The following is a 22,773-nucleotide window of genomic DNA, read 5'->3' as shown; positions in this document are numbered from 1 at the left end:
GGCATTGTCGTCGCCTCTCTATACCGGCCGGGTCTTCTGCTGGATCCGGAAGATCACGAACTCGGCCGGGAAGACCGGCGCGACGCCGATCACGCAGATGAGCCGGCCGTTGGCGATGTCGTCGTCGGTCATCGTGGTCCGGTCGCAGGTCACGAAGAACGCCTCGTCGGCGGTCGTGCCGGCGAGCGCGCCACCGCGCCAGACGGTGGTGAGGAAGTTCGACACCGTCTGCCGCACGAGCGCCCACAGCGACTCGTCGTTCGGCTCGAACACCACCCACTGGGTTCCCTCGTCGATGGACTCCTCGATGAACAGGAAGAGCCGCCGGACGTTGACGTACTTCCACTGGCTGTCCGAGGACAGGGTGCGGGCGCCCCAGACCCGCTGGCCGAGCCCGGGGAAGAACCGCAACGCGTTGATGCCCTTGGGGTTGAGCAGGTCCTGGTGCCGCTTGGTGACGTCCTGGGCGAGGCCGTCGGTGGCCCGGATGCCGCGGATGACGACGTTGGCCGGTGCCTTGTGCACGCCCCGCTCGGTGTCGACGCGGGCGTAGACGCCGGCCAGGTGCCCGGACGGCGGCGCCTCGACGAACTGGCCGGTGGACGGGTCTCTGACGACCAGCCACGGGTAGTAGAGGGCGGCGTAGCGCGTGTCGAAGGCGGCCCGGAAGCCCTGAATACCCTCGATGTCGAGCCCGTCCTGCGGGTCGAGGATCGCGAAGCGGTCCTTCAGCTGTTCGCAGTGGGTGATCAGGGCCGACTCGACGGTGCCGGCCCACACGCCCGGCACGGCGCACACGGCGATCTCGTCGATGTCCTCCAGGGCGACGATCCCGGTGCGCTTGCCGCTGCCACCGTCGGCGCCGACGAAGTCGTCGGTGGACAGCGTGTCGTAGCCGTCGGTGCCGTCCTCGGTCAGCGTCATCCAGGAGCCGGTGGCCGGGACCGGGAACGCCGCGGGATCGGCCGACAGGTCGGCCAGCGGCGTGGCGCCGACCAGTTTCGAGCGGGCGGCCAGGGTGGCCGCCACGCTGCCGGGGCCGGTGCCGGCCAGCCGCAGGCCGCCGAACGTCTCGGTGACCGGGCTGCCGCCGGGCTCGGTGAACCGGGTGTCCACGGTGGCCTCGACCAGGTTGAGCCGCGCGGTCTCGAAGACCAGGTCGGGGGTGTCGGCGTCGAAGGTGACGAGGTCGCCGGCGACGGAGACGACGTTCAGGGTGGTGTACGCGTCACCGGTGTCGAGCTGGGTGACCGCGCCCGGGTACAACTGGCCCGCACCGCCGATCCGCAGCTCCGATCCGGCGCCGGCGGTGGCGCGCCGCACCCGGCGCACACCGAGCCCGGCCTTCCACGGCGCGTGGACCGGGTCGGCCAGGGTCAGCTCGACCCGGCCGTCGGCGGGCGCGCCGACGGTCACCTTGAACCGCCGGTTGTTGATCAGCACCCACACGTCGGCCGGCAGGCCGTCCATGCCGGTCACCTCGTTGACCACGACCGTGGGACTGTTCTCGGCCGCGTCCTCGGCGAGGGCGGTGACGAACAGCGCGCCCTCGGCCGGATCGGGCAGCACCGGGAGCGCGGCGCTCACCGACGGCTGGATCCGCACCTGCACGGCCCGGCCCCACGAGCCGGGGCTGGACGCGAAGAACTCCAGGCTGGCCGCGTCCGACCGGTCGCCGACCTGGACGTAGTCGCCGCGGCCGGCCTTGACCGCCGAGGCGAGCGGGGTGTCGAGCACGATCCGCCGGGTGGCGGCGGTGTAGGCGGTGATCGCGGCCGCGCCGATCTCCACGTCGTCGCCGCCCCGGAAGATCCGGATCCGGTCGGTGCCGGTGAAGCCCACCAGGTGACCCAGCTCCAGCACCGTCGCCCCGGCCGCCGCGTCCCGCGCGACCGGGCTCACCAGCCCCTGCCCGAGGCGGCCCGACGCGGGCAGCGCGTCGCCGCTGACCACCCGCTTGACGTAGAGGCGCTGGCCGCCGTTGTCGAAGAAGCCCTTGACGGCCAGCGGGAACAGCCACCAGCGGCCGCCCTCGGCCGGATCGCCGGCCCAGCGGTCCCGGGTCGGCCGGTCCGGCTCGGGCACGAAACCGCCGAAGACGGTCTGGTATTCGAGGAAGTTCGTGACCAGCTTCGGCTTGCCGCCGGCCGGCCCGGAGCGGGTCACGCCGACCATGCCCGCGGTGCTGGTGCTCACCCCCGCGATCGGCCGTGGCCCGGCGTCGACCTCCTCGATGTAGACGCCTGGGCTCAGATATTCGGGCATGGCTCGGCTCCTTCGGTCCTAGGAGATCGCGATGAGGTGGCGGCGGTCGCGTTCGGCGGGCAGCCGGACGTCCAGCGACCCGGTGCGGCCCGGCCGCTCGGTGGCGTGCAGATGGAAGAGCTGTCCCGGCGCCGGGCCGTCCGGCTCACCCTCCCAGCGCAGGGAAAGACGGAATTGGCCGTACGCGTCGGCGAGCGTCCGCTCCTGCCACGGCGCTCCGTCCTTGCTCGTGGTGCCCTCGGCCTCGACCAGCGCGTTCGGGATCGGCTCCCGCGTGCCGGCGTCGACGACAGCGCCGTATACGGTGCGCACGCCCGGCCCGTACGGGAAGGCGACGCCCGGCAGGAGGCGGACGAGCCGCGGCTCGCTCAGCACCGCCGGCGGGTGGGTGTCGTCGTACGGCACCGCCTCGAACTCGATGCCCCGCACGGCCGCGTCGAACGGCTCGCCGTCGGCCGGATACAGCGGCTGGTAGCCCGCCGCCGAGAACAGCACCCGGAAGCGTTCCGGCCCGGCGCCGGCACCCCGCCGGCGGCCCAGCTCCGGATAGGCGATGGCGGCGCTCGGCGTACGGACCGCGGGCGTGTCCTGCCGGATCCAGTCGCCGCCGTCCGGGTCGAAGCGGAACAACTCGGTGGTCACCCCGGCCGATCGCACCCGGCGGGCGAACTCGTCGAACGGCACGAACCAGGCCGGGCTGACCAGCACCGACGTCTCCACAGGCTGGAAGAGGCTCATGGCCGCGCCGCCCCGGCGAACTTCCGGCTCCGCACCAGCTGCTGCTCGACGACGTCGAGCGAGTCGAGGTTGACCACCCGGACCTCGTAGTTCAGCGACAGCCGGTACGGCTTCTGGATCGCGTACCAGATCCACGACTTCTGATCGAGGGTGAGCGGGGTCAGCGTGAAGTGCAGGGCGTCGGTGCCCGCGGCCAGGCTGCCCGACAGGTCCTCGCCGGCCCAGATCGCGTCGTCGTAGAAGACCTGCAGCGCCCGGCCGATCATGCGGTGCTGGGTCTCCTGGTCACCGCCCCACGGCGTGATCAGATAGCGCAGCAGCAGAGCCATCGGCGGTTTGCGGCTGGCCGGCGGGTCCGGTGGCAGGGACCGGACCGGCGGCCGGTTGCGTGAGGTCGGGTCCTCGGCGACCTCGTACAGGAACACGGTCAGCTTGGCCGGTGGCGTCTGCACCGGGTCGGAGAGGTCGTTGAGCTCGGCGATCGGCGGCTCGTCGCCGCCCAGACCGCTCAACGCCGTCGTCAGCCGGTCCTCGATGATCGTCGAGACGTCGGCCACGACGCCGAAATCGCCCATGTGATGCCTCCCCGTAGACACCGGGCAGGATGGCAAAGGCCCCGTGTCGGGCTCGCGATCCCGCCGTCACCACCGCGTCACGGCGACGTTCCGCCGGCGTGCGTTGACGATCTGGCACACACGCCGATGACGCTCCGGTGACTCCGCCCGGTGCATCGTTCGGTGCGTGGAGCCACCCGAGCAGCGCGCCGGCATCATGGTCCTGCGTGCCTGGCTGGAGGGCGGACGGGCCGACGACCTCCGGGTCCGGATCCTCGCCACCATCGGCCCGGACCTGACGGCATCGACGGCCGTGAGCGCGCCCGAGGCGGTCCACGAAGCCGTGCGAATCTGGCTGGAAGAGCTTCGAAACAGCCCAAATGACGAATCAACGACACCGTAGTGACGGCGATCCGTCCAGAATTCCGGTAGTCTCCGGCGCTTCACAGCCGGACGAATCAGCGCAGCCGTACGGGGGAGACGATGCGCACTCAGACACCGGAAGCCGTGACATTGCAGTTGCTGAAGGGCTTCGCGCTGCTCGTGGGCGAGCAGCGGGTCGCCCTGTCGTCGGGCGCGCAGCGCCTGGTCGCCTTTCTGGCGCTCCAGGAGCAGCCGAGGACCAGGAGCTACGTCGCGAGTACATTGTGGCCGGAGACGACGGCCGAGCGGGCCAACGCCAACCTGCGCTCGTCGCTGTGGCGGGCCCTGCGCACCGGCCATCGCGTGATCGACGCCTCCAGCCAGGAGATGGCGCTGGCCGGCAACGTCGACGTCGACCTGCGCGACGCCGTCGACCACGCCTACCAGCTGCTCGACGGGGCGTGCCGGTGCGACGACATCCTGACCCGCCAGACGCGCGACGAGCTCTCGGCCGACCTGCTGCCCGAGTGGTCGGACAACGAGTGGGTGCTGATGGAGCAGGAGCAGTACCGCCAGCTGAGGCTCTACGCGCTGGAGGCGATGGTCGAGCGCCTCACGGCGGCCGGCCGCCACGGCGAGGCGGTGACCGCCGGCCTGGCCGTGGTGCGGGCCGAGCCGCTGCGCGAGAGCGCCTACCGGGTCCTCATCCACGCCCACCTGGCCGCCGGCAACCGAGGCTCGGCGGCCCACCAGTACGAGCAGTGCCGCCGGGTCCTGCTCGACGAGCTGGGCCTGGAGCCCTCCGAGTCACTCCGGCAGTTGCTGCCCTGAGCGGTGCCCCGGCGCGAAGGGCGGGGTCGCGCTTCGATGTCCGCCTCACCGTGGGTGGTGCCTGGCGCTTCTGCTTCCCACGGTGCGGGGGTGTGGCGTCGCGCTTCGGAGCCCGCCTCGCCCTCGGGGGCGCCTTGCGCTCTGCCTCCCACGGTGCGGGCGGCGTCGCGCTTCGGAGCCCGCCTCACCCTCGGGGGCGCCTTGCGCTCTGCCTCCCACGGTGCGGAGTGCGCCGTTCGGGCTGCGCTTTGTCAGCTCTGACTCTTATTCCCCCCCGTTCTGACGCTTCTTGCTTGGCCTTTTTCTTTGATTTGATTCACGTAATAGCGGCGACATTCTGGGCTGAGATTGGCATGATCAAGAATGAATTACGGATGGCCTTGCCTGGCTGCTTGCGGGATAATTGGTCATGCGATACCAGCAGATCGGCCTCTTCTCTCGCCAGCAGATGTCCGCGATGAGTGATCGCACGCTTTCCCGCAAATGGTCACCCGGAAATGATGCGGAGCGGCGTGAGCTCGATCGGCGCCGAAAATGGGGTCTCGCGCAGCGCCACGGCTTCAAGCTCTTCCGTTTACGCATGGAGGAGGGCCGCCGCCTGGCCCAGCAGGCGGTTGAAACGCGGCGGCAGGCCACGGCACCACCACCACGGCCGCCTGCACCGGCCCTGGATCCGCAAGCACAAGCCCCGGATCGACGAGCAACAACCTCGGATCGGCAAGCGCCAGCTCCAAATGCACAAGCGCCAGCTCTAAATACGCTAGCGCCAGCTCTAAATACGCTAGCGCCGGCTTCAAATATGCAAGCGCCGGCGTTGGATCTGCGTGCGCCGACTCCGAATCCACTGGCAAAGGCGTTGGATCTGCGTGCGCCGACTCCGAATCCACTGGCAAAGGCTTTGGATCTGCGTGCGCCGACTCCGAATCCACTGGCAAAGGCTTTGGATCTGCGTGCGCCGAGTCCGACTCCACCGGCGAAGGCTTTTGATCCGCAAGTGACGACACCCGTCCCGCAGTCGCCGATCACGACGTCCGCGCTTCAGGCGCCGGCAGCGGTTCTGGCTTCACGACCGCCGGTGGCGAAGGCCGCTGCACATCCGCAGACCGTGACCGCGCAGGAGTCGCGGGGCGCCAATGTCATTCCGCGACCGCGGATGACCATATCCACCCGGAAGTCGCCGGCTTGGGCCGGATCGCCGGGGCGGACATCTGACGACGTCGGCGCAGAACGGGGAGCGCCTCGGTGTAGCGGACGAGTTGGAGGGCCCTGTCTCGTCGTCGCGCACCAAGACATCAGGGTCGTTCGGCGGGCAGGCTTCGCGCAGGGAGCCGCTAGCCGAAGGGGATGACTGTGACGCGTCGTGCGCTGATCGAGGATCTGCTGTCGCTGACTGTGCCGGAGCAGCCGGCGCTGAGCCCGGACGGCCGCCGTGTCGCCTATGTGCTGCGGGGTGCCGACCGTGACGGTGACCGGGTCACCCGCGAGATCTGGGTGGGCACCCGGCGGTTCACCCGCGGGCCGGGGGACACGGCGCCGGCCTGGTCGCCCGACGGGCGGTGGCTGGCGTTCCTGCGCTCGGGTGACGGTGCCGCGCAGGTGTGGCTGCTGCCCGCCGACGGTGGCGAGGCCGAGCCGCTCACCGGCCTGCCGCTCGGCGCGGGCGCGCCCCGGTGGAGCCCGGACGGCACGAAGATCGCCTTTGCGGCGGTGGTCGCCATCGACGATGCGGCCGAGACCGCGCCGATCGTCACCCAGCGTCTCGACTACCAGGCCGACGGGGCCGGGTTGCTGCGTGACCGGCGCAAGCATCTGTTCGTGCTCGACGTCGCCACGCGTGACTGCCGGCAGGTGACCGAGGGTGACTGGCACGCGGGTGATCCCGAGTGGTCGCCGGACTCGACCCGGCTCGCCTTCCCCGCGGCCACGGCCGAAGACGCCGACCTGACGCTGCGGGCGCCGGTGCACGTCCTGGACGTCACCGACCCCAAGGCGCGGCCGCGGGTGGCCGGGCTGGCCGAGGGCCACGCCGGGCCGGCCGTCTGGACTCCGGCGGGCGATGCGCTGCTGGTCGTCGGCTATGAGGCTGAGCCGATCGGGCATGCCCGGCTGCTCCACGTGCCGCTCGACGGCGGTCCGGTGCGCGATCTCGCCGGCCGCCTCGACCGGAACGTCATGCCGGGCGGGCCGGCCTATCCGGGCGCGGTGCCACGGTTCACGGCCGACGGGCGGACGGTTCTTTTCTGCGTACGGGACGAAGGGTGTTCCCATCTTTATGCCGTCTCCCTCGACGGCGGGGAGCCCAGGCCGATCGTCGCCGGCGCCGGGCGGGTCGTCTCCGGGTTGTCGACGGCGGGGGACACCGCCGCGATCGTGCTGGCCACCCCGGAGTCGTACGGCGAAATCGTCACGGTCGACGTGGTCTCGGGCACGGAGACCGTACGCACCACGCATGGCAAAGAAGTTGATCTCTTCCCGCGGGTGGAGCGCGAGTTCAGGATCTCCGACGGCACGGTCGTGCACGGCTGGCTGATCCGCGACCCCGGGGCGGAGGGGCCGCGGCCGCTGCTGCTCGACATCCACGGTGGCCCGCACAACGCCTGGAACGGCGCCGCCGACGACGTCCACCTCTACCACCAGGAACTGGTCGCCGACGGCTGGAACGTGCTGCTGCTCAATCCGCGCGGCAGCGACGGCTACGGCGAGCGGTTCTTCACCGCCGCCCTCGGCGCGTGGGGTGAGGCCGACGCCCGCGACTTTCTCGAGCCGCTCGACCAGCTCGTCGCCGACGGGACGGCCGATCCGCGGCAGCTGGCCGTGGCCGGATACAGCTACGGCGGCTACATGACCTGCTATCTCACCGCGATCGACGGGCGGTTCGCGAGCGCGGTCGCCGGTGGCGTCGTCAGCGACCTGACCAGCATGGCCGGCAGCTCGGACGACGGGCACCTGCTGGCCGCGGTCGAGCTCGGCGGGCGGCCGTGGGAGCAGCCGGAGCGCTACGCGGCCATGTCGCCGCTGACCCGGGTCGCCCAGGTCACCACCCCGACCCTGATCATCCAGGGTGACGCCGATCTGCGCTGCCCGGTCGGGCAGGCCCAGCAGTGGCACACCGCGCTGCGCGAGCGGGGCGTCCCGTCCGAGCTGGTGCTCTACCCGGGCGGTTCGCACCTGCTGATCGTCGAGGGACCGCCGTCGCAGCGCATCGACTTCAACACCCGGATCGCCGATTGGGTACGCCGTTCCCAGCCGTCCCTCAAGAAAGATCACTGGCAGCGGCGCCTGAACGTGCTTGCCGCGCGCCACGGCCTTCCGGGCGCTGTCCTCGGCATTTCCCGGGGCGAGGAGCAGATCGAGGTCGCGTACGGAGTGGTGAACGCCGACACCGGTGTCGAGACCACCACCGACTCGGTCTTCCAGATCGGGTCGATCAGCAAGGTGTGGACGGCCACCCTGGTCCAGCAGCTCGCCGACGAGGGCAAGCTCGAACTGGACGCCCCGATCGTCGACGTGCTGCCCGAGCTGGCCCTGGCCGACCCCGGCGTCACGGCCAAACTCACCATGCGGCACCTGCTCACCCACACCAGCGGCATCGACGGCGACGTCTTCACCGACACCGGGCGCGGCGACGACTGCCTGGAGAAATACGTGACCGGGCTGCGCGACGTGGCGCAGAACCACCCGCTCGGCGCCACCTGGTCGTACTGCAACTCCGGTTTCTCGCTGGCCGGCCGGGTCGTCGAGAAGCTCACCGGCGGCACCTGGGACCAGGCCGTCCAGGAGCGCATCATCAAGCCGTTGGGCCTGCGCCGCACCGGCACCCTGCCCGAGGAGGCGCTGCTGCACCGGGCCGCCGCCGGCCACGTGCCCGGCCCGAAGGTCGCGCCGGTGTGGACCCTGCCCCGCGCGCTCGGCCCGGCCGGCCTGATCACCTCGACCGCGGCCGACCTGCTGGCCTTCGCCCGCCTGCACCTGGCCGGCGGGCTCGCCCCGGACGGCACCCGTCTGATCAGCGAGGCCGGCGCCGCGGCGATGGCGGCCGAGCAGGTCGAGCTGCCCGAGAAGCACACGCTGGGCGACTCGTGGGGGCTGGGCTGGATCCGGTTCGGGTGGGACGGGCACCGGCTGATCGGGCACGACGGCAACACCATCGGCCAGTCGGCGTTCCTGCGGCTGCTCCCCGAACAAGGACTGGCGGTCACGCTGCTGACCAACGGTGAGGGCGCCCGCGACCTCTACCAGGACCTGTTCTCCGAGATCCTGGCCGAGGTGGCCGGCGTGGCGATGCCGGAGCCGCTCACCCCGCCCGAGCCGCCGGTGGAGGCCGACATCACGCCGCACGTGGGCACGTACGAGCGGGCCAGCGCCCGGCTCGAGGTCCTCCCGACGAAGACGCTGCGGATGACCACGACCGGGCCGATCGCCGAACTCAGCCCGGAACCGGTGCACGAGCTGCCGATGGTGGCGGTGAACGACGACCTTTATCTGGTGCGCCTGCCGGAGAGCGTGTCGTGGATCCCGGCCTTCTTCTACCGGCTGCCGACCGGGGAGCGCTATCTGCACCTGGGTGTGCGGGCCACCCCGAAGGTGGCCTGATGCTCGACGACATGCTTTCCGACATCGCCGAACTGGTGAACTGCGAGTCGCCGTCCGACGACAAGGCCGCCGTCGCCCGCTGCGCCGAGGTGCTCGCCGGCATCGGCGAGCGGCGGCTCGGCGTGCCGCCCGAGCGGATCGTCCTGGACGGCCGCACCCACCTGCGCTGGCGTTTCGGCGACGGGCCGGGCCGGGTGCTGGTGCTGGGACACCACGACACGGTGTGGCCGATCGGGACGCTGGCCCACCATCCGTACGAGACAAGCGGTGAGATCCTGCGTGGCCCCGGCTGTTTCGACATGAAGGCGGGGGTCGTGCAGGCCCTGCACGCGATAGCGGCGCTGCCCGGCCGGTCGGGCGTGACGCTGCTCGTCACCGGCGACGAGGAGCTGGGTTCGCCGTCCTCCCGCGAGCTCATCGAGCAGGAGGCGAGGGGATGTGCGGCCGCCCTGGTCCTGGAGGGGGCGGCCGACGGGGGTGCTCTCAAGACGGAGCGCAAAGGCGTTTCCCTCTATCGCGTACGGATAACCGGCCGCGCCGCCCACGCGGGCCTGGCTCCCTGGGCGGGCGTGAACTCCACCGTGGAGCTGGCGCACCAGGTGCTCGCGGTTCAAGCCCTGGGTGATGCGGAGCTCGGCACGACCGTGGTGCCGACCCGGATGACCGCGGGCACGACCACCAACACGGTGCCGGCGTCGGGGGAGTTCGCGGTCGACGTCCGCTGCCGGACCACGGCCGAGCAGTTGCGCGTGGATGCCGCGCTGCGTGCGCTCACTCCGGTGCTGCCGGGCGCTGCGTTGACGATCGAGGGCGGCCCCAACCGTCCGCCGTTGGAGGCTTCGGACGAGCTTTTCGTACGGGCGTCGGCGGTGGCCGGGCGACTGGGAATGCCGGCGCTGGAGCGGGCGGCGGTAGGAGGCGCCTCGGACGGCAACTTCACCGCCGGAGTGGGCACACCGACGCTGGACGGGCTGGGCGCGGTCGGAGGCGGCGCCCACGCGGCCGACGAACACGTCGTCATCGCCGAGTTGCCGCGGCGGGCCGCTCTGGTCGCGGCCCTGTGCGAGACGGTTCTCGCTTCGGTGACGGCCGGCGCGACGGCTCGGCTGCGATGAGTGACCTGCTCACGCCCGCGTCGGCGGCGGATCTGGCGGCCGGGGCGGCCGGTGTGCGGATCCGGCTGCTCACCGAGCTGGCCGATCTGGACGACGTGTACCGGCTCTTCGAGAGCATCTGGCATTCCGGGACGGCCCACGCGCCGGTCAGCCGGGAGATGCTGCGCGCGATGAGCAAGGCCGGCAATTATGTGGCCGGCGCCTACGACGGCACCGGCATGGTCGGGGCCTGCGTGGGCTTCTTCGCCGCGCCGGAACGCCATGAGGTGCACAGCCACGTCGCCGGGGTGGTGCCGTCGGCTCGCGGCCGCGACGTGGGCAGGGCTCTGAAGCTGCACCAGCGGGCCTGGGCGCTGGGTCACGGCGTCACCCGGATCAGCTGGACGTTCGACCCGCTGGTCGGCCGCAACGCGTACTTCAACGTGATGAAGCTGGGCGCCGACCCCGCGCAGTACCTGCCGGACTTCTACGGCCCGATGGGCGACGCCATCAACGGCGACGACGACACCGACCGGCTGCTGCTGCACTGGGACCTGACCGCGCCGTACGTCGACCGGGCCGCCCGCGGCGAGCGGCGCCCCGGCTGCGACGTGCGCGCGCTGCGTGCGTCGGGCGCGGTCACGGCGCTCGGCCGCACCCCGGGAAACGAACCGATTCCGGGGAGCGCGCAGGGCCGCACGGTGCTGATCGCCGTTCCCGATGACATCGAGGCGCTGCGCAAGACCGATCCGGCGTGTGCGCGGCGCTGGCGGGTGGCGGTGCGTGAAGTGCTGGCGCCGCTCATCGACGACGGGGCTCGCGTGCGGGGATTCAACCGGGCGGGCTGGTACGTGCTGGACAGGGAGAGCCGATGAAACTCACCGGGATCGAGATGCGCCGGATCCGGATGCCGCTGGTGGCGCCGTTCCGCACCTCGTTCGGCACCGAGACCGAGCGCGACGTCCTGCTGCTGCGGGCGGTCACCGACGAGGCCGAGGGCTGGGGGGAGTGCGTCGCCATGAGCGATCCGCTCTACTCCAGCGAATACGTGGAGGCGGCGGCCGACGTGCTGCGCCGCTACCTGGTGCCGGCGCTCGCGGCCCGGCCGCCGGCCGCGGCCACCGCTGTGGCGCCGGCCCTGCAGAGGTTCAAGGGGCATCGGATGGCCAAGGCGGCGCTGGAGACGGCCGTGCTCGACGCCGAGCTGCGGGGCTCGGGCCGCAGCTTCGCCCGGGAGCTGGGCGCGACCCGCGAGCGGGTGCCGTGCGGGGTGTCGGTGGGCATCATGGACTCGGTCCCGGCGCTGCTGGACGCGGTCGGCGGCTACCTCGCGCAGGGCTATGTCCGGATCAAGCTGAAGATCGAGCCGGGCTGGGACGTGGCGCCGGTACGGGCGGTCCGCGAGCGTTTCGGCGACGAGGTGCTGCTCCAGGTGGACGCCAACACGGCGTACACCGTGGGGGACGCGCCGCTGCTGGCGGCGCTGGACCCGTTCGGGCTGCTGCTGATCGAGCAGCCGCTCGACGAGGAGGACGTGCTCGGGCACGTGGAGCTGTCCCGGCGGGTGCGCACACCCATCTGCCTGGACGAGTCGATCGTCTCGGCCCGGGCCGCGGCGGATGCCATCCGGCTGGGCGCGTGCAGCATCATCAACGTCAAGCCGGGCCGCGTCGGCGGCTACCTGGAGGCCCGCCGCATCCACGACGTGTGCGCGGCCAACGGGATTCCGGTGTGGTGCGGCGGCATGCTCGAGACGGGCCTGGGCCGCGCCGCCAACGTCGCGCTGGCCGCACTGCCCGGCTTCACCTTGCCGGGGGACACTTCGGCTTCGGACCGCTATTTCCGTACGGACGTGACGGCACCCTTCGTCCTGGAGGACGGCCACCTGCCCGTGCCGGCCGGGCCCGGCCTCGGTGTCGAGCCGATTCCGGAGATCCTCGCCGAGATCACCACGGCCTCGGAGTGGTTGCCCCTGTAGAGTGCCATCCACGTACGTCAATGGATGGAGGTTGGATTGTGAAACGTTTCATGGGTGCGATGGCGACGGCGTTGCTGATGGTCGCGGCGACGGGTGTTCCCGCGCTCGCCGCCGCACCGACGGTGACGCCGGTGGGGACGACGGTGCTGACGACGAATGGGCGCACGGCCTTGACGTACACCGGATATATGAATGGTGAATCGTTCCAGCAAGACGGGATCGTCACCTTCGGCGGACGGCAGTACGCGGCCTTCTGGGACCAGAGCGGCTACGTCAACATCTCGCGGCGGCAGCTGCCCTCCGGCGCCTGGGCCAACCTGCGGCTGACCGACTACCAGACCACCTCCACCGACTCGCACAACGTCATCAGCATCGGGATCGCCCCGTCCGACGGCACGATCCACCTGGCCTTCGACACCCACTCCTCGGCCTTGCGCTACCGCAAGTCGATCGCCGGGCTGGCCACCTCGGGCACATGGGCGGCGTCGAGCTTCGGCGCCGTGCAGACGAGCCTGACCAGCACCAGCATGGCCGTCGTGACGTACCCCCAATTCTTCGCCCATCCCGACGGCACACTCCAGATGGCCATCCGCACCGGCGTCAGCGGCACCGGCGACGAGGTCCTCTACGAATACCGCGCGGGCGCGTGGACCTACCTCGGTGAGTTCATCGACGGCACGACCTACAACAACAACGCCTACCTGTTCGGCATCGAGTACGACAACACCGACCCGGCGGTGCCTCTGCTCCATGTCACCTGGACCGTGCGGGAGACCTCGGACGCCAGCACGAACCATGACCTCTACTACGCGTACAGCAAGGACAAGGGCCGCACCTGGCGCAACAACGCCGGCACCGTCGTGGCCACCACCGGCAGCACCCCGCTGGCCGCCAACGCCGCCGGCCTCAAGGTGTGGAGCATCGCCCAGAACCGCGGCCTGATCAACCAGGAGTCGCAGGTGGTCGACGCCGCCGGCATCGTGCACGTGCTGGCCTCCCACCTGCCCGCCGCGGCCCCGAGCAACACCAACTTCACCGCCGCCCGCGAGGCCGCGGTGCTCGTCCACTATTGGCGCGACAAGGCCAGCAAGGCCTGGCACCAGACGTACACCCCGTTCCTGGAACGCTCGTCCCGAGGCGACATAGCGGTCGACGCCAAGGACAATCTGTACGTGGCGAGCGGCGACTCCAGCACGAAGAAGCTCCACATCGAGACCGCCTCGAAGGCTTCCGGCTGGACCGACTGGACGATCCGCTACACGTCCGGCGCCGTCTACTACTCGGACCCGCTGATCGACCACCCGCGGCTGAAGTCCCAGGGCGTGATGAGCATCTTCACCCCGCGCTACGGCGGCAGCCAGATCGACGTCCAGGACTGGCAGGTCACCGGTTAAGGCACGATCAGCCATTTGCCGAGCGCCGGCTTCGGTCAGTGGGACGCGGCCGGCGATCACCGGGTGCAGGTCGCCGCGGATGACGTGCTCGGTGAGCTGGGCCAGGGCGGCGTGGGCCGGGGCGGCGCTGAACGAGCGGATCCGGCGGGGACCGTGCACGGCCGAGGTGGCGATCGTGAGCACGGTGGGGATCGAACCCCAGGCGATGGTGACGGTGCGGCCGGCGCGGCGGCGGTAGGCGGGCAAGTCGGTGCCGGCGGCGTCCAGGACGACGTCGAAATGCTCCAAGCCGGCCGGGTCGACGGTGGCACGGTCCAGGGCGGCGTCGGCGCCCAAGGCGCGTAAGGCCGGCAGGTGGCGGGCGGAGGCCAGGGCGGTCACCCGAGCGCCGATGGCGTGGGCCAGCTGGACCGCGGTGGTGCCGAAGCCGCCGGCCGCGCCCCGGATCAGGACGGTCTGGCCGGGGCGGAGCTGGCCGTCATGCGGATCGACGCCGAGGAGAACCGGGTTCGGATGATCGCGGCGGCCCGGGTCCTGATCGCGGAGGCCGGGCCGGAGGTGCCGATGGCGCGGGTGGCGCGGCGGGCCGGAGTCGGTGTGGCGACGAGCCCTACGGAGATCCCCGCTGATCCGGCGCTCGGAGGCCGTCAGGCGGCCGAGCGGGCGGTGATTCTCGCGAAGCGTTCGGCGAGGTGGGTGAAGGCACTGGTCAGCTCGGGCGGTCCGATGACCTCGACATCGGCGTCGAAGCGGGCGATGGCGGCGGCCAGGGCGGGCCACGACCAGGAGCCGGTGGTGAGGCGGCAGCGGTCGGGGCCGGCCTCCTCGACGAGGCCGTCGCGGGTGTAGAGGGCCACGGTGGCGGCGGGCAGGTCGAGGATGACCGTGCCCTGGCAGGGCCAGTTGCCGGAGGTGCCGCCGCGGAACTTGCCGGTCACGTACGTCGCGACATCGCCGCCGGGGAGTTCGCGCGGGGTGAAGCGGGGGCCGTTGGGGGTCCGCAGGGTGATGCGGTCGGCGCGGAAGGTGCGCCAGTCGTGGCGGTCGAGGTCCCAGGCGATGAGATACCAGCGGCCGTCCCAGGTGACGACGTGATGGGGCTCGGCCCGGCGCACCCCGGAGCCGTAGTCGAAGCGCAGCACCTCGGTCGCGTGGACGGCCGCGCTGATCGCCAGCAGCAGGCCGGGGTCGACCGGCGCCGCCGGCCGGGCGGTGGGCCGTTCGACGGCGGTGACCCGCAGGGCGTCGACGCGGTGACGGAGCCGCGCGGGCAGGACCTGCCGGATGGTCGTGAGCGCCCGGGCGGCCGCCTCGGCCAGGCTGTCGGTGGAGGGCTCGGCCAAGCTGGCGGAGGCGGCGGCAGTGGCGGACCTGGTGGCGGCGACCTGCAGAGCGATGGTGAGCGCGACCGCCTGCTCGTCGTCGAACAGCAGCGGTGGCAACTGCGTGCCCGCGCCGAGCCGGTAGCCGCCGTCGGGGCCCTTGATCGCGGCGATGGGGTAGCCGAGCTCGCGGAGCCGGTCGACGTCGCGGCGCACTGTTCGCAGGCTGACGTCGAGGCGGTCGGCCAGCAGCGTGCCCGGCCAGTCCCGGCGTGACTGGAGCAGCGACAGCAGGGCGAGCAGTCGCGCGGAGGTCGTCGGCATGACGCCGATTCTGCCGGAAGTAGGTGACACAAACTGGCACCTACTGCTGTCAGCCTTGGCGCATGGCAATCACCACCACCACACACCTGAACTTCCGCGGCGACGCCCGGGCGGCCCTGGAGTTCTACCAGTCGGTCTTCGGCGGCCACCTCACCGTCGTCGCCTACCGCGACTTCGGCATGCCGGACGGGCTGCCCGACGCCGACAAGGTCGTCTTCGGTCAGGTCACGGCGGACAACGGCTTCAGCGTCATGGCCTACGACGTGCCGAGCCAGGCCGCCCCGGCCGCCCCGCTGGGCGCCACGACCCGTGAGAACGGCGTGACGCTGACCGGCGAGCGCTTCTTCGTCGCCGTCACCGGCGACACCCCCGAGGAGGTCGGCGCGCTGTGGGACAAGCTGGCCGACGGAGCCGGGATCGTCGAGAAGTACGGCCCGTCACCGTTCAGCCCGGGCTTCGGCATGCTCACCGACCGTTTCGGCGTGACCTGGATCCTCCAGGCCCGCCGTGACCGGTGACGGGCGGAACCCTTTGACGGTCAGGTAGACGCCCAAGGAGAACTCCCACACCGCGATCGGCAGCGAGAGCAGACCCGACGTGGTGGACACCTGGTCCCACGCGCCGAACAACGTGGCCACGGCCGAGACGGTCAGCAGCGGCGCCCTGATGAAACCGATCACGGGCAGGGCGCGGGGGACCAGGCGGGAGCGGTAGAGCAGGGAGCCGATCAGCAGCGCGTTGACGGCCGGCAGGAAGCCCTGCCCGAGCAGGAACGTCCACTCCCGCAGCGCGACCAGCGTCTGGCCCGCGGCCAATGGGTCCGTTCCCTCCTGGCGGAGGGTCACCAGCGCCATCACCAGCACGACGCCGGCGACGATGGTGGCCGCCTCCAGGACCCGTACACCGGCGAAGCCCAGAGCCGCCGCCTCATCCTGCCGCCTGACCACCGGGTAGAGGATGACGGCGGTGGCGATGCAGGCCAGGGCGACGACCATCTCCAGGACCCCGCCCCAGATGACACCTGTGGCGGGGCCGTCGCCGAGCACGAACTGGGCGTCGCGCACGGGCTCGTAGAGGCCGAGGGTCGGTATCGAGACGAAAGTCAGCAGGTAGGCCACGCCGCCGGCCAGGGCGGTCTTCCGCAGCGGGGTCACACCGGCCAGGCTCCTCCCATGGAAGATCGCCTACATCGGCCGATCGGTCTCAGGTGGCGGACCGGTTCAGGTGGCGGCGGTGAAGCGCTGGACCTGGTCGAGCGGTCCGGCCACGATCAGCTCGGCGCCGTCGGGGACCACGGTGTCCGGCGCGGCGTACAGCAGATCGGCGCCGTGGGTCTTGAAACCGATCACCGTGACGCCGTATTTCGTGCGCAAGCCCAGATCGGCCAAGGTGCGGCCGGTGGCGTCGCGCGGAGCCCGGGTGCGGGCCACCGCGAAACCGTCGTCGAACTCGATGACGTCGAGCATCCGGCCGGCGATCAGGTGGGCCACCCGGTCGCCCATCGTCGCCTCGGGATAGATGACGTGGTGGGCGCCGACCGAGCGCAGGATCTTGCCGTGCTTCACCGAGACCGCCTTGGCCCAGATGTCGCCCAGGCCCAGCTCGCTGAGCGTCAGCACGGTCAGCACGCTGGCCTCGATGTCGCTGCCGATGCCGACGACGGCTCGCGTGAACTCCTTGACGCCGACCTGCTCCATGGCCTCGCCGTCGGTCGAGTCGGCCTGCACCACGTGGGTGAGCCGGTCCGACCACTGCTGCACGAGCTCGTCGTCCTCGTCGACGCCGAGCACCTCGTGACCGAGCTTGATCAGCGACTCGGCCACCTGGCCGCCGAAGCGGCCGAGGCCGACCACGACGACGTTCTCCACCTGGTTGTCAGCCAACGATGGGACGCTCCTCCGGATAGCGGTACTTCCGATGACGGGTGTTGAGGGCCAGCGCCGAGGCGACGGCGACCGTGCCGACGCGGCCGATGAACATCATCACACTGAGGATCAGCTGGCGTGACTCGGACAGCTCGGCGGTGAGCCCGTTGGTCAGCCCGGCCGTGCTGAACGCCGACATGACCTCGAACAGCGCCCGGTCGAACGGCACCCCGCCGGTCACGGCGAGCAGGGTGAGGGTGCCGCCGGCCACGGTGGCCACGCCGAGCAGGGCGACCGCGGTGGCCTGGCGCTGGGTCGACTCGGCGATCCGGCGGCGGCCGATCACCACGTCGCGCTCGCCGCGGACCTCGGTCCAGATGACGTACGCCAGCAGGAAGAACGTGGTCACCTTGATGCCGCCGGCGGTGCTCGCGCTGCCACCGCCGATGAACATCAGGCCGACGACGATGGCCGAGGTGTCCTCGTTCATGGCGCCGTAGTCGACCGTGTTGAAGCCGCCCGAGCGGGGGATCGTGCCCTGCACGAACGAGGCCAGGAGCTTGCCCGGCACCCCGAGCGGCCCGAGCGTGCCCGGGTTGCGCCACTCGAGCGCCAGCACCGCGGCGAAGCCCACCGCCAGCAGCACCAGTGAGCCCCACACGGTGAGCCGGGTGTGTGTGGACCACGCGGAGGGGCCGCGCCGCTGGCGGCCGATCTCGTAGAGCACGGGCACGCCGATGCCGCCGGCGATGACGCCGAGGGTCAGCGGGACGCACATCCACCAGTCGCCGGCGAAGGCGGTCAGCCCGTCGCTGCGCAGCGAGAAGCCGCAGTTGTTGAAGGCCTGCACGGCGTTGAAGGCGCCCTCGGCCAGGGCCGGGCCGAACGCGACGTCGTACGTCAAATGGAGCCGGGCCGTGACGATGACGGTGATCACGGTCTCGCAGGCGAACATCACCGCCGCGGCCAGGATGAGCACCCGGCGGAAGTCGCCGTGGGCCAGGCCGGTGCTGGTCTCGACCCCGGCCATCATCCGGCCGCGCAGCCCGAGCCGCTGCGAGACGAGCAGGCCGAGCAGGGTCGCGAACGTGGTGATGCCGAAGCCGCCGGCCTGGGTCAGCACGGCGAGCAGCACGTGGCCGAAGCCGGACCAGTAGGTGGCGGTGTCGACCGTCGTCATGCCCGACGTGGTGATGGCCGAGGTCGAGGTGAACAGCGCGGTCGTGAACGGGGCCGAGCCGTCACCGGCCCGCGAGACGGGCAACATCAGAAGCGCGGCTCCGGTCGCGACAGCAGCCAGGAACGCCACCGTCACGGTCCGCGCCGGGTGCGGGCGGGCCGGGCGCATCAGAAATTTATACCGCACCGGCCGGCGCCGCTTGTTATCAGCCGCCGGCAATTCTGAGAATGTTCTCGGAATAGTCGAAGGGCTCGGACAGGAAACAGAAAGTTTTCCGCCAGGGACCGCGGCGTGATAATCATGGGGCATGCGGGTGCTACTGGTCGAGGACGACGATTCGATCGCGATTCCTCTCGTGCAGGGTCTGGCCCGTTTCGGCATCGAGGCCGAGCATGTCGCCACCGGTTCGGCCGCCCTGGCGGCGCCGCCGGCCGATCTCGTGCTGCTCGACCTGGGCCTGCCCGACATCGACGGGGTCGACGTCTGCTGGGCGCTGAGCCGGTCACAGGGCGTCCCGATCATCATGCTGACCTCGCGCCGCACCGAGGCCGACCTGGTCCGTGGCCTCGAGGGCGGCGCCGACGACTACCTGTCCAAGCCGTTCAGCCTGCGCGAGCTGGTGGCGCGCATCCGGGCCGTCGACCGGCGGTCCCGGGCCACTCGCGCGGTGCCACAGGAGCCCGACACGCGCGTCGTCGGGCCACTGGTCATCGACCGTACGGCCAGGGAAGTGACCCTCGACGGCGCGCCGGTCGCGCTCGCGCCGAAGGAGTTCGACCTGCTGGACATGCTGGCGGCCCGGCCCGGCACCATGATCCTGCGGCAGAAGCTGCTGGAGGGCATCTGGGCGACCGCCGACGCGCGCAGCAAGACCCTCGACTTCCACGTCGCGGCCCTGCGCCGCAAGCTCGGCGACCCGTCCTGGATCGAGACGCGCCGCGGCGTCGGTTTTCGGCTGGTCATCCCGTGACCCGGCGCCTGGTCATCACGTACCTGTCACTCGTCCTGGCCGTTCTGACCGGTCTGGCCGTGCCCTTGGGCTATCTTTACCAGCGCAGCGAGCAGGAACAGACGTTCCGGCAGCTGGAGCGCGAGGCCGAGATCGTCGCCGCCTACGTCGACGCCGAGCTCGGCGAGGACGACGGCGACCAGGTCGCGGACATCGCCTCGGCCGTGGCCCGCCGCTGGAACGGGCGGATCGCCGTCTTCGACGCCGGCGACCGGCTGACCTACAGCACGGTGCCCGAGACCGGCCCCGTGACCGACGGGATCCACCACGGTTTCGTGCACGTCGACGGCGTACGGATGATGGCGGTCTCGGTGTCTCTGCCCGCCTCGACCTCAGTGCGCCTGACGGTTCCGACGGCTGCGGTCGATGACCAGGTGCACCGGGTCTGGGCCCTGCTCGCGGGCGCCTGCCTGCTCGTGCTGGCCGTCGGCGCCGCGGTCGCCCTGGCGCTGGCCCGCTGGATCGTCCGGCCGGTGAAGGCACTGGAGGAGGCCACGCATCAGCTGGCCGAGGATCAAGGGCCTTCGCCGGTACGGATCAGCGGGGGGCCGCCGGAGCTGCGGCGCCTCGCCGAGACGTTCAACCGGACCGCTGAGCGACTGCACGGCGTCCTGTCCGCCCGCGGCTCGTTCGCCGACCACGCCTCACACCAGCTCAAGGGGCCGCTGGCCGCCCTGCGGCTGCGGCTGGAGAACCTGGAACCCGACGTCGGCCCGGACGGCATGGAAAGCCTGGACGCCGCGATCGGCGAGACCGAACGCCTGGACAAGCTGGTCAACACCCTGCTCGACCTCACCCTCATCGAGCGGCGGGACGAGACTCCCGAGGCCGTCGACGTCGCCGCCGAAGTGGCCGAGCGGGCGGAGATCTGGCAGCCCCTGGCGGCCGAGCGGGGAATCACGCTGCGGGCCGGGGCCGGCGGTCCGTCGCGGGCGATGGCGATGCCCGGGGCGATCGAGCAGATCCTCGACAACCTGATCTCCAACGCACTGAACGCCGCCCCGGACGGCAGCGTCATCACGCTGACCGCGTCCAGGACGGCATCCTCCGTCGAGGTGCACGTCATCGACGCCGGCCCGGGCCTCCCGGCCGACCAGCGGGAGAAGGCCCTGGAACCGTTCTGGCGCGCGCCGGGCGCGCCTCGCGGGGGCACCGGCCTCGGCCTCGCGCTGGTGGCGAAGCTGGCCGAGGCCGGTGGCGGCAGCGTCCGGCTGGACGCCGCGAACCCCACGGGTGTCGATGCCGTCGTTACTTTCAGCGCCGTCCACGCAGGCCGGCCACCAGGCTGACGCCGACCGCGGCCAGCACGACCTGGATGATCAGCTCGATCCAGTCGATGCCGCGGGTGTCGTCCACGCCGATCGCGGCGGCGATGAAGGTGCCGATGAGGGCGGCGACGATGCCGATCACGATCGTCAGCCAGATCGGAATGTTCTGCTTGCCGGGCACCACCAGCCGTCCCAGCGCGCCGACGATCAGGCCGATGATGATGGCGGTGATGATTCCGGAGATTTCCACAATCGCTCCTTGCTCGGGGGTGTCGACCCGGCAATTACCATCGGCGGCCATTCGTGAAACATTCATCGGCTACAGTCGGAGCCTCGATTCACATGATGGAGAAGGAGTGAGCCCGGCATGGGCGGCTACGGGTGGCAAATCATCCTCGTGGTGATTCTGGTTCTGCTGAACGCGGCGTTCTCGGGCAGCGAGATGGCCCTCATCTCGCTGCGCGACAGCCAGTTGCAGCGCCTCGAACGGCAGTCACGCACCGGCACGACACTGGCCAAGCTGGCACGCGACCCCAACCGGTTCCTGGCCACCATCCAGATCGGCATCACCCTGGCCGGCTTCCTGGCCTCGGCGTCGGCCGCGGTGTCACTGGCCAAGCCGCTGACCGGGCCGCTGAGCTTCCTCGGCGGCGCGGCCGAGCCGGTGTCGATCGTGCTGGTCACCATCGTGCTGACCTTCTTCACCCTCGTGGTGGGCGAGCTGGCCCCGAAAAGGATCGCCATGCAGCGGGCCGAGGGCTGGGCGCTGATGGTGGCCCGCCCGCTCGACGCGCTCTCGGCGCTGTCCCGCCCCGTGGTGTGGCTTCTGGGCAAGTCAACCGATCTTCTTGTACGGGCGAGCGGCAACGACCCGAACGCCGCCCGCGAGGAGGTCACCACCGAGGAGATCCGCGACCTGGTGACCCAGCAGCAGGAGTTCACCCCGGAGCAGCGGACCATCATCAGCGGGGCCTTCGAGATCGCCGACCGGGTGCTGCGCGAGATCCTGGTGCCGCGCCGCGACGTGCTGGTGGTCCCGGCCGACCTGCCGGCCCGCGAAGCCCTGGCCCGGCTGGCCGCGGGCGGGCACTCGCGGGCGCCGGTGACCGGTCCGATGGGTCTCGACGACGTGCTCGGCGTGGTGCACCTGCGCGACCTGATCGACGCGAGCGGCCCGGTGCGCGACCACATGTTCGACGCCCAGTTCCTGCCCGAGAGCCTGAAGGTCTCCGACGCGATGATGCAGATGCGCGGCCGCCGGCAGCAGCTGGCCCTGGTGGTGGACGAGCGCGGCGCCATCGACGGCATCGTCACGATGGAGGACCTGGTCGAGGAGGTCGTCGGCGAGATCTACGACGAGGCCGACCGCGACGTGCAGTCGGTGGTGCGCGAGCCCGACGGCGCGATGCTGCTGCCGGGCACGTTCCCGATCCACGACCTGCCCGACATCGGCGTCGACACCGAACACCTGGCCGACAACGACTACACGACGGTGGCCGGCCTGGTCCTGTCGAAGCTCGGCCACATCCCGACCGCCCCCGGCGAGATCGTCCAGGTCGACGGCCACACCGCCGAGGTCACCCAGGTCGCCGGCCGCGCCATCACCCAGATCCGCCTGCGCCCGGTCCACGACCCCGAGCCGGAGCCCGCACCGGCACCTTAGGCTCCGCCCGAACCCGCGCCGCTTGCCCTCGTCCTGGCGCGCGCCGCTTGGGCTCGTCTTGTCCTGGCGCGCGTCGCTTTGCCTGTCCCGCCGCGGCGCGCGCCGCTTGGGCTCGTCTCGTCCCGGCCCGCGCCGCTTGGCTCGTCCCGTCCTGGCCCGCGTCGCTTGGGCCTGTCCCGTCGCGGCCCGCCTCGCTTGCGTCCGTCTCGTCCACGCCCGCGTCGCTTGGACCCGTCCCGCCGTGGCCGGCGCCGCTCGGGCCTGTCCCGTTGCGGCCCGCGTCGCATGGGTCCGTCTCGTCCTGGCCCGCGCCGCCTGGGCTCGTCTCGTCC

General features: G+C 71.4%; 20 protein-coding genes. 12 read left to right on the top strand and 8 right to left on the bottom strand.

What is annotated here, in order from left to right:
- Positions 1 to 18: 18 nt before the first annotated feature.
- From CRP55_RS14900 to CRP55_RS14890, 3 genes are read right to left on the bottom strand one after another with little or no spacing between them, the layout of a single operon-like run.
- The gene (locus tag CRP55_RS14900) at positions 19 to 2,265 is read right to left on the bottom strand and encodes a phage tail sheath C-terminal domain-containing protein (protein ID WP_097320488.1); all 2,247 of its coding nucleotides are present in this window, start codon (positions 2,263 to 2,265) and stop codon (positions 19 to 21) included.
- 18 nt (positions 2,266 to 2,283) lie between these two features.
- Positions 2,284 to 3,003: a hypothetical protein gene (locus CRP55_RS14895; RefSeq protein ID WP_097320487.1), complete on the bottom strand. Its 720-nt coding sequence runs from the start codon at positions 3,001 to 3,003 to the stop codon at positions 2,284 to 2,286.
- Positions 3,000 to 3,578 (bottom strand): Pvc16 family protein, encoded by a 579-nt coding sequence (locus CRP55_RS14890; protein WP_097320486.1) that lies wholly within the window; start codon positions 3,576 to 3,578, stop codon positions 3,000 to 3,002. Before CRP55_RS14890 ends, CRP55_RS14895 begins: the two co-directional genes overlap by 4 nt.
- Before the next feature lie 166 nt (positions 3,579 to 3,744).
- Here CRP55_RS14890 and CRP55_RS14885 point away from each other — a divergent pair, with 166 nt between their 5' ends.
- The 8 genes from CRP55_RS14885 (at position 3,745) to CRP55_RS14850 (ending at position 14,155) form a co-directional block, all read left to right on the top strand.
- The gene (locus tag CRP55_RS14885; protein ID WP_097320485.1) at positions 3,745 to 3,960 is read left to right on the top strand and encodes a hypothetical protein; all 216 of its coding nucleotides are present in this window, start codon (positions 3,745 to 3,747) and stop codon (positions 3,958 to 3,960) included.
- Between the two features lie 80 nt (positions 3,961 to 4,040).
- On the top strand, positions 4,041 to 4,751 hold the full coding sequence (locus tag CRP55_RS14880; protein ID WP_179855172.1) for an AfsR/SARP family transcriptional regulator: 711 nt from the start codon (positions 4,041 to 4,043) through the stop codon (positions 4,749 to 4,751).
- 1,350 nt (positions 4,752 to 6,101) lie between these two features.
- Positions 6,102 to 9,344, top strand: coding sequence for a serine hydrolase (locus tag CRP55_RS14875; protein ID WP_097320484.1), 3,243 nt, complete (start codon positions 6,102 to 6,104; stop codon positions 9,342 to 9,344).
- The gene (locus tag CRP55_RS14870) at positions 9,344 to 10,459 is read left to right on the top strand and encodes a M20 family metallopeptidase (protein WP_245922998.1); all 1,116 of its coding nucleotides are present in this window, start codon (positions 9,344 to 9,346) and stop codon (positions 10,457 to 10,459) included. The genes CRP55_RS14875 and CRP55_RS14870 overlap by 1 nt, the downstream gene beginning before the upstream one ends.
- Positions 10,456 to 11,313: a GNAT family N-acetyltransferase gene (locus CRP55_RS14865; RefSeq protein ID WP_097320732.1), complete on the top strand. Its 858-nt coding sequence runs from the start codon at positions 10,456 to 10,458 to the stop codon at positions 11,311 to 11,313. The genes CRP55_RS14870 and CRP55_RS14865 overlap by 4 nt, the downstream gene beginning before the upstream one ends.
- On the top strand, positions 11,310 to 12,416 hold the full coding sequence (gene menC / locus CRP55_RS14860) for an o-succinylbenzoate synthase (RefSeq protein WP_097320483.1): 1,107 nt from the start codon (positions 11,310 to 11,312) through the stop codon (positions 12,414 to 12,416). Before CRP55_RS14865 ends, menC begins: the two co-directional genes overlap by 4 nt.
- Before the next feature lie 59 nt (positions 12,417 to 12,475).
- Complete coding sequence (locus CRP55_RS14855) at positions 12,476 to 13,810, top strand: BNR repeat-containing protein (protein WP_179855171.1); 1,335 nt, start codon at positions 12,476 to 12,478, stop codon at positions 13,808 to 13,810.
- Positions 13,811 to 13,825: 15 nt separating this feature from the next.
- Positions 13,826 to 14,155: a hypothetical protein gene (locus CRP55_RS14850; RefSeq protein ID WP_097320481.1), complete on the top strand. Its 330-nt coding sequence runs from the start codon at positions 13,826 to 13,828 to the stop codon at positions 14,153 to 14,155.
- 302 nt (positions 14,156 to 14,457) lie between these two features.
- Here the strand turns inward: CRP55_RS14850 and CRP55_RS14845 are convergent, their stop codons facing one another.
- Positions 14,458 to 15,456: a helix-turn-helix transcriptional regulator gene (locus tag CRP55_RS14845; RefSeq protein ID WP_097320480.1), complete on the bottom strand. Its 999-nt coding sequence runs from the start codon at positions 15,454 to 15,456 to the stop codon at positions 14,458 to 14,460.
- A 62-nt stretch (positions 15,457 to 15,518) separates the two neighbouring features.
- Here CRP55_RS14845 and CRP55_RS14840 point away from each other — a divergent pair, with 62 nt between their 5' ends.
- Complete coding sequence (locus tag CRP55_RS14840; protein WP_097320479.1) at positions 15,519 to 15,974, top strand: VOC family protein; 456 nt, start codon at positions 15,519 to 15,521, stop codon at positions 15,972 to 15,974.
- Here the strand turns inward: CRP55_RS14840 and CRP55_RS14835 are convergent.
- The 3 genes from CRP55_RS14835 to CRP55_RS14825 all read right to left on the bottom strand — a co-directional run bounded on the left by CRP55_RS14835 (position 15,894) and on the right by CRP55_RS14825 (position 18,669).
- Positions 15,894 to 16,610 carry a DUF4386 domain-containing protein gene (locus tag CRP55_RS14835; RefSeq protein WP_097320478.1) on the bottom strand — a complete coding sequence of 239 codons (717 nt, stop codon included), beginning with the start codon at positions 16,608 to 16,610 and terminating at the stop codon, positions 15,894 to 15,896. The genes CRP55_RS14840 and CRP55_RS14835 overlap by 81 nt on opposite strands.
- A 66-nt stretch (positions 16,611 to 16,676) precedes the next feature.
- A complete protein-coding gene (locus CRP55_RS14830; RefSeq protein WP_097320477.1) occupies positions 16,677 to 17,339 on the bottom strand; it encodes a potassium channel family protein in 663 nt (220 codons plus the stop codon).
- The gene (locus tag CRP55_RS14825) at positions 17,332 to 18,669 is read right to left on the bottom strand and encodes a TrkH family potassium uptake protein (protein WP_097320476.1); all 1,338 of its coding nucleotides are present in this window, start codon (positions 18,667 to 18,669) and stop codon (positions 17,332 to 17,334) included. The genes CRP55_RS14830 and CRP55_RS14825 overlap by 8 nt, the downstream gene beginning before the upstream one ends.
- 139 nt (positions 18,670 to 18,808) lie before the next feature.
- Between CRP55_RS14825 and CRP55_RS14820 the strand changes: the two genes are divergently transcribed.
- On the top strand, positions 18,809 to 19,471 hold the full coding sequence (locus tag CRP55_RS14820; protein ID WP_097320475.1) for a response regulator transcription factor: 663 nt from the start codon (positions 18,809 to 18,811) through the stop codon (positions 19,469 to 19,471).
- Complete coding sequence (locus tag CRP55_RS14815; protein WP_097320474.1) at positions 19,468 to 20,799, top strand: sensor histidine kinase; 1,332 nt, start codon at positions 19,468 to 19,470, stop codon at positions 20,797 to 20,799. The genes CRP55_RS14820 and CRP55_RS14815 overlap by 4 nt, the downstream gene beginning before the upstream one ends.
- Here the strand turns inward: CRP55_RS14815 and CRP55_RS14810 are convergent.
- Positions 20,765 to 21,028, bottom strand: a complete 264-nt coding sequence (locus CRP55_RS14810) for a GlsB/YeaQ/YmgE family stress response membrane protein (protein WP_097320473.1) — start codon at positions 21,026 to 21,028, stop codon at positions 20,765 to 20,767. The two genes, CRP55_RS14815 and CRP55_RS14810, sit on opposite strands and share 35 nt — an antisense overlap.
- 117 nt (positions 21,029 to 21,145) lie before the next feature.
- Here CRP55_RS14810 and CRP55_RS14805 point away from each other — a divergent pair, with 117 nt between their 5' ends.
- Complete coding sequence (locus CRP55_RS14805; RefSeq protein ID WP_097320472.1) at positions 21,146 to 22,441, top strand: hemolysin family protein; 1,296 nt, start codon at positions 21,146 to 21,148, stop codon at positions 22,439 to 22,441.
- Positions 22,442 to 22,773 lie beyond the last annotated feature (332 nt).

The sequence above is a fragment of the Paractinoplanes atraurantiacus genome, from assembly GCF_900215205.1.
Taxonomy (GTDB): Bacteria; Actinomycetota; Actinomycetes; order Mycobacteriales; family Micromonosporaceae; genus Actinoplanes; species Actinoplanes atraurantiacus.
Note: the sequence above shows the minus strand (reverse complement) of the source record. Positions and strands in the feature narration are given on the sequence as shown.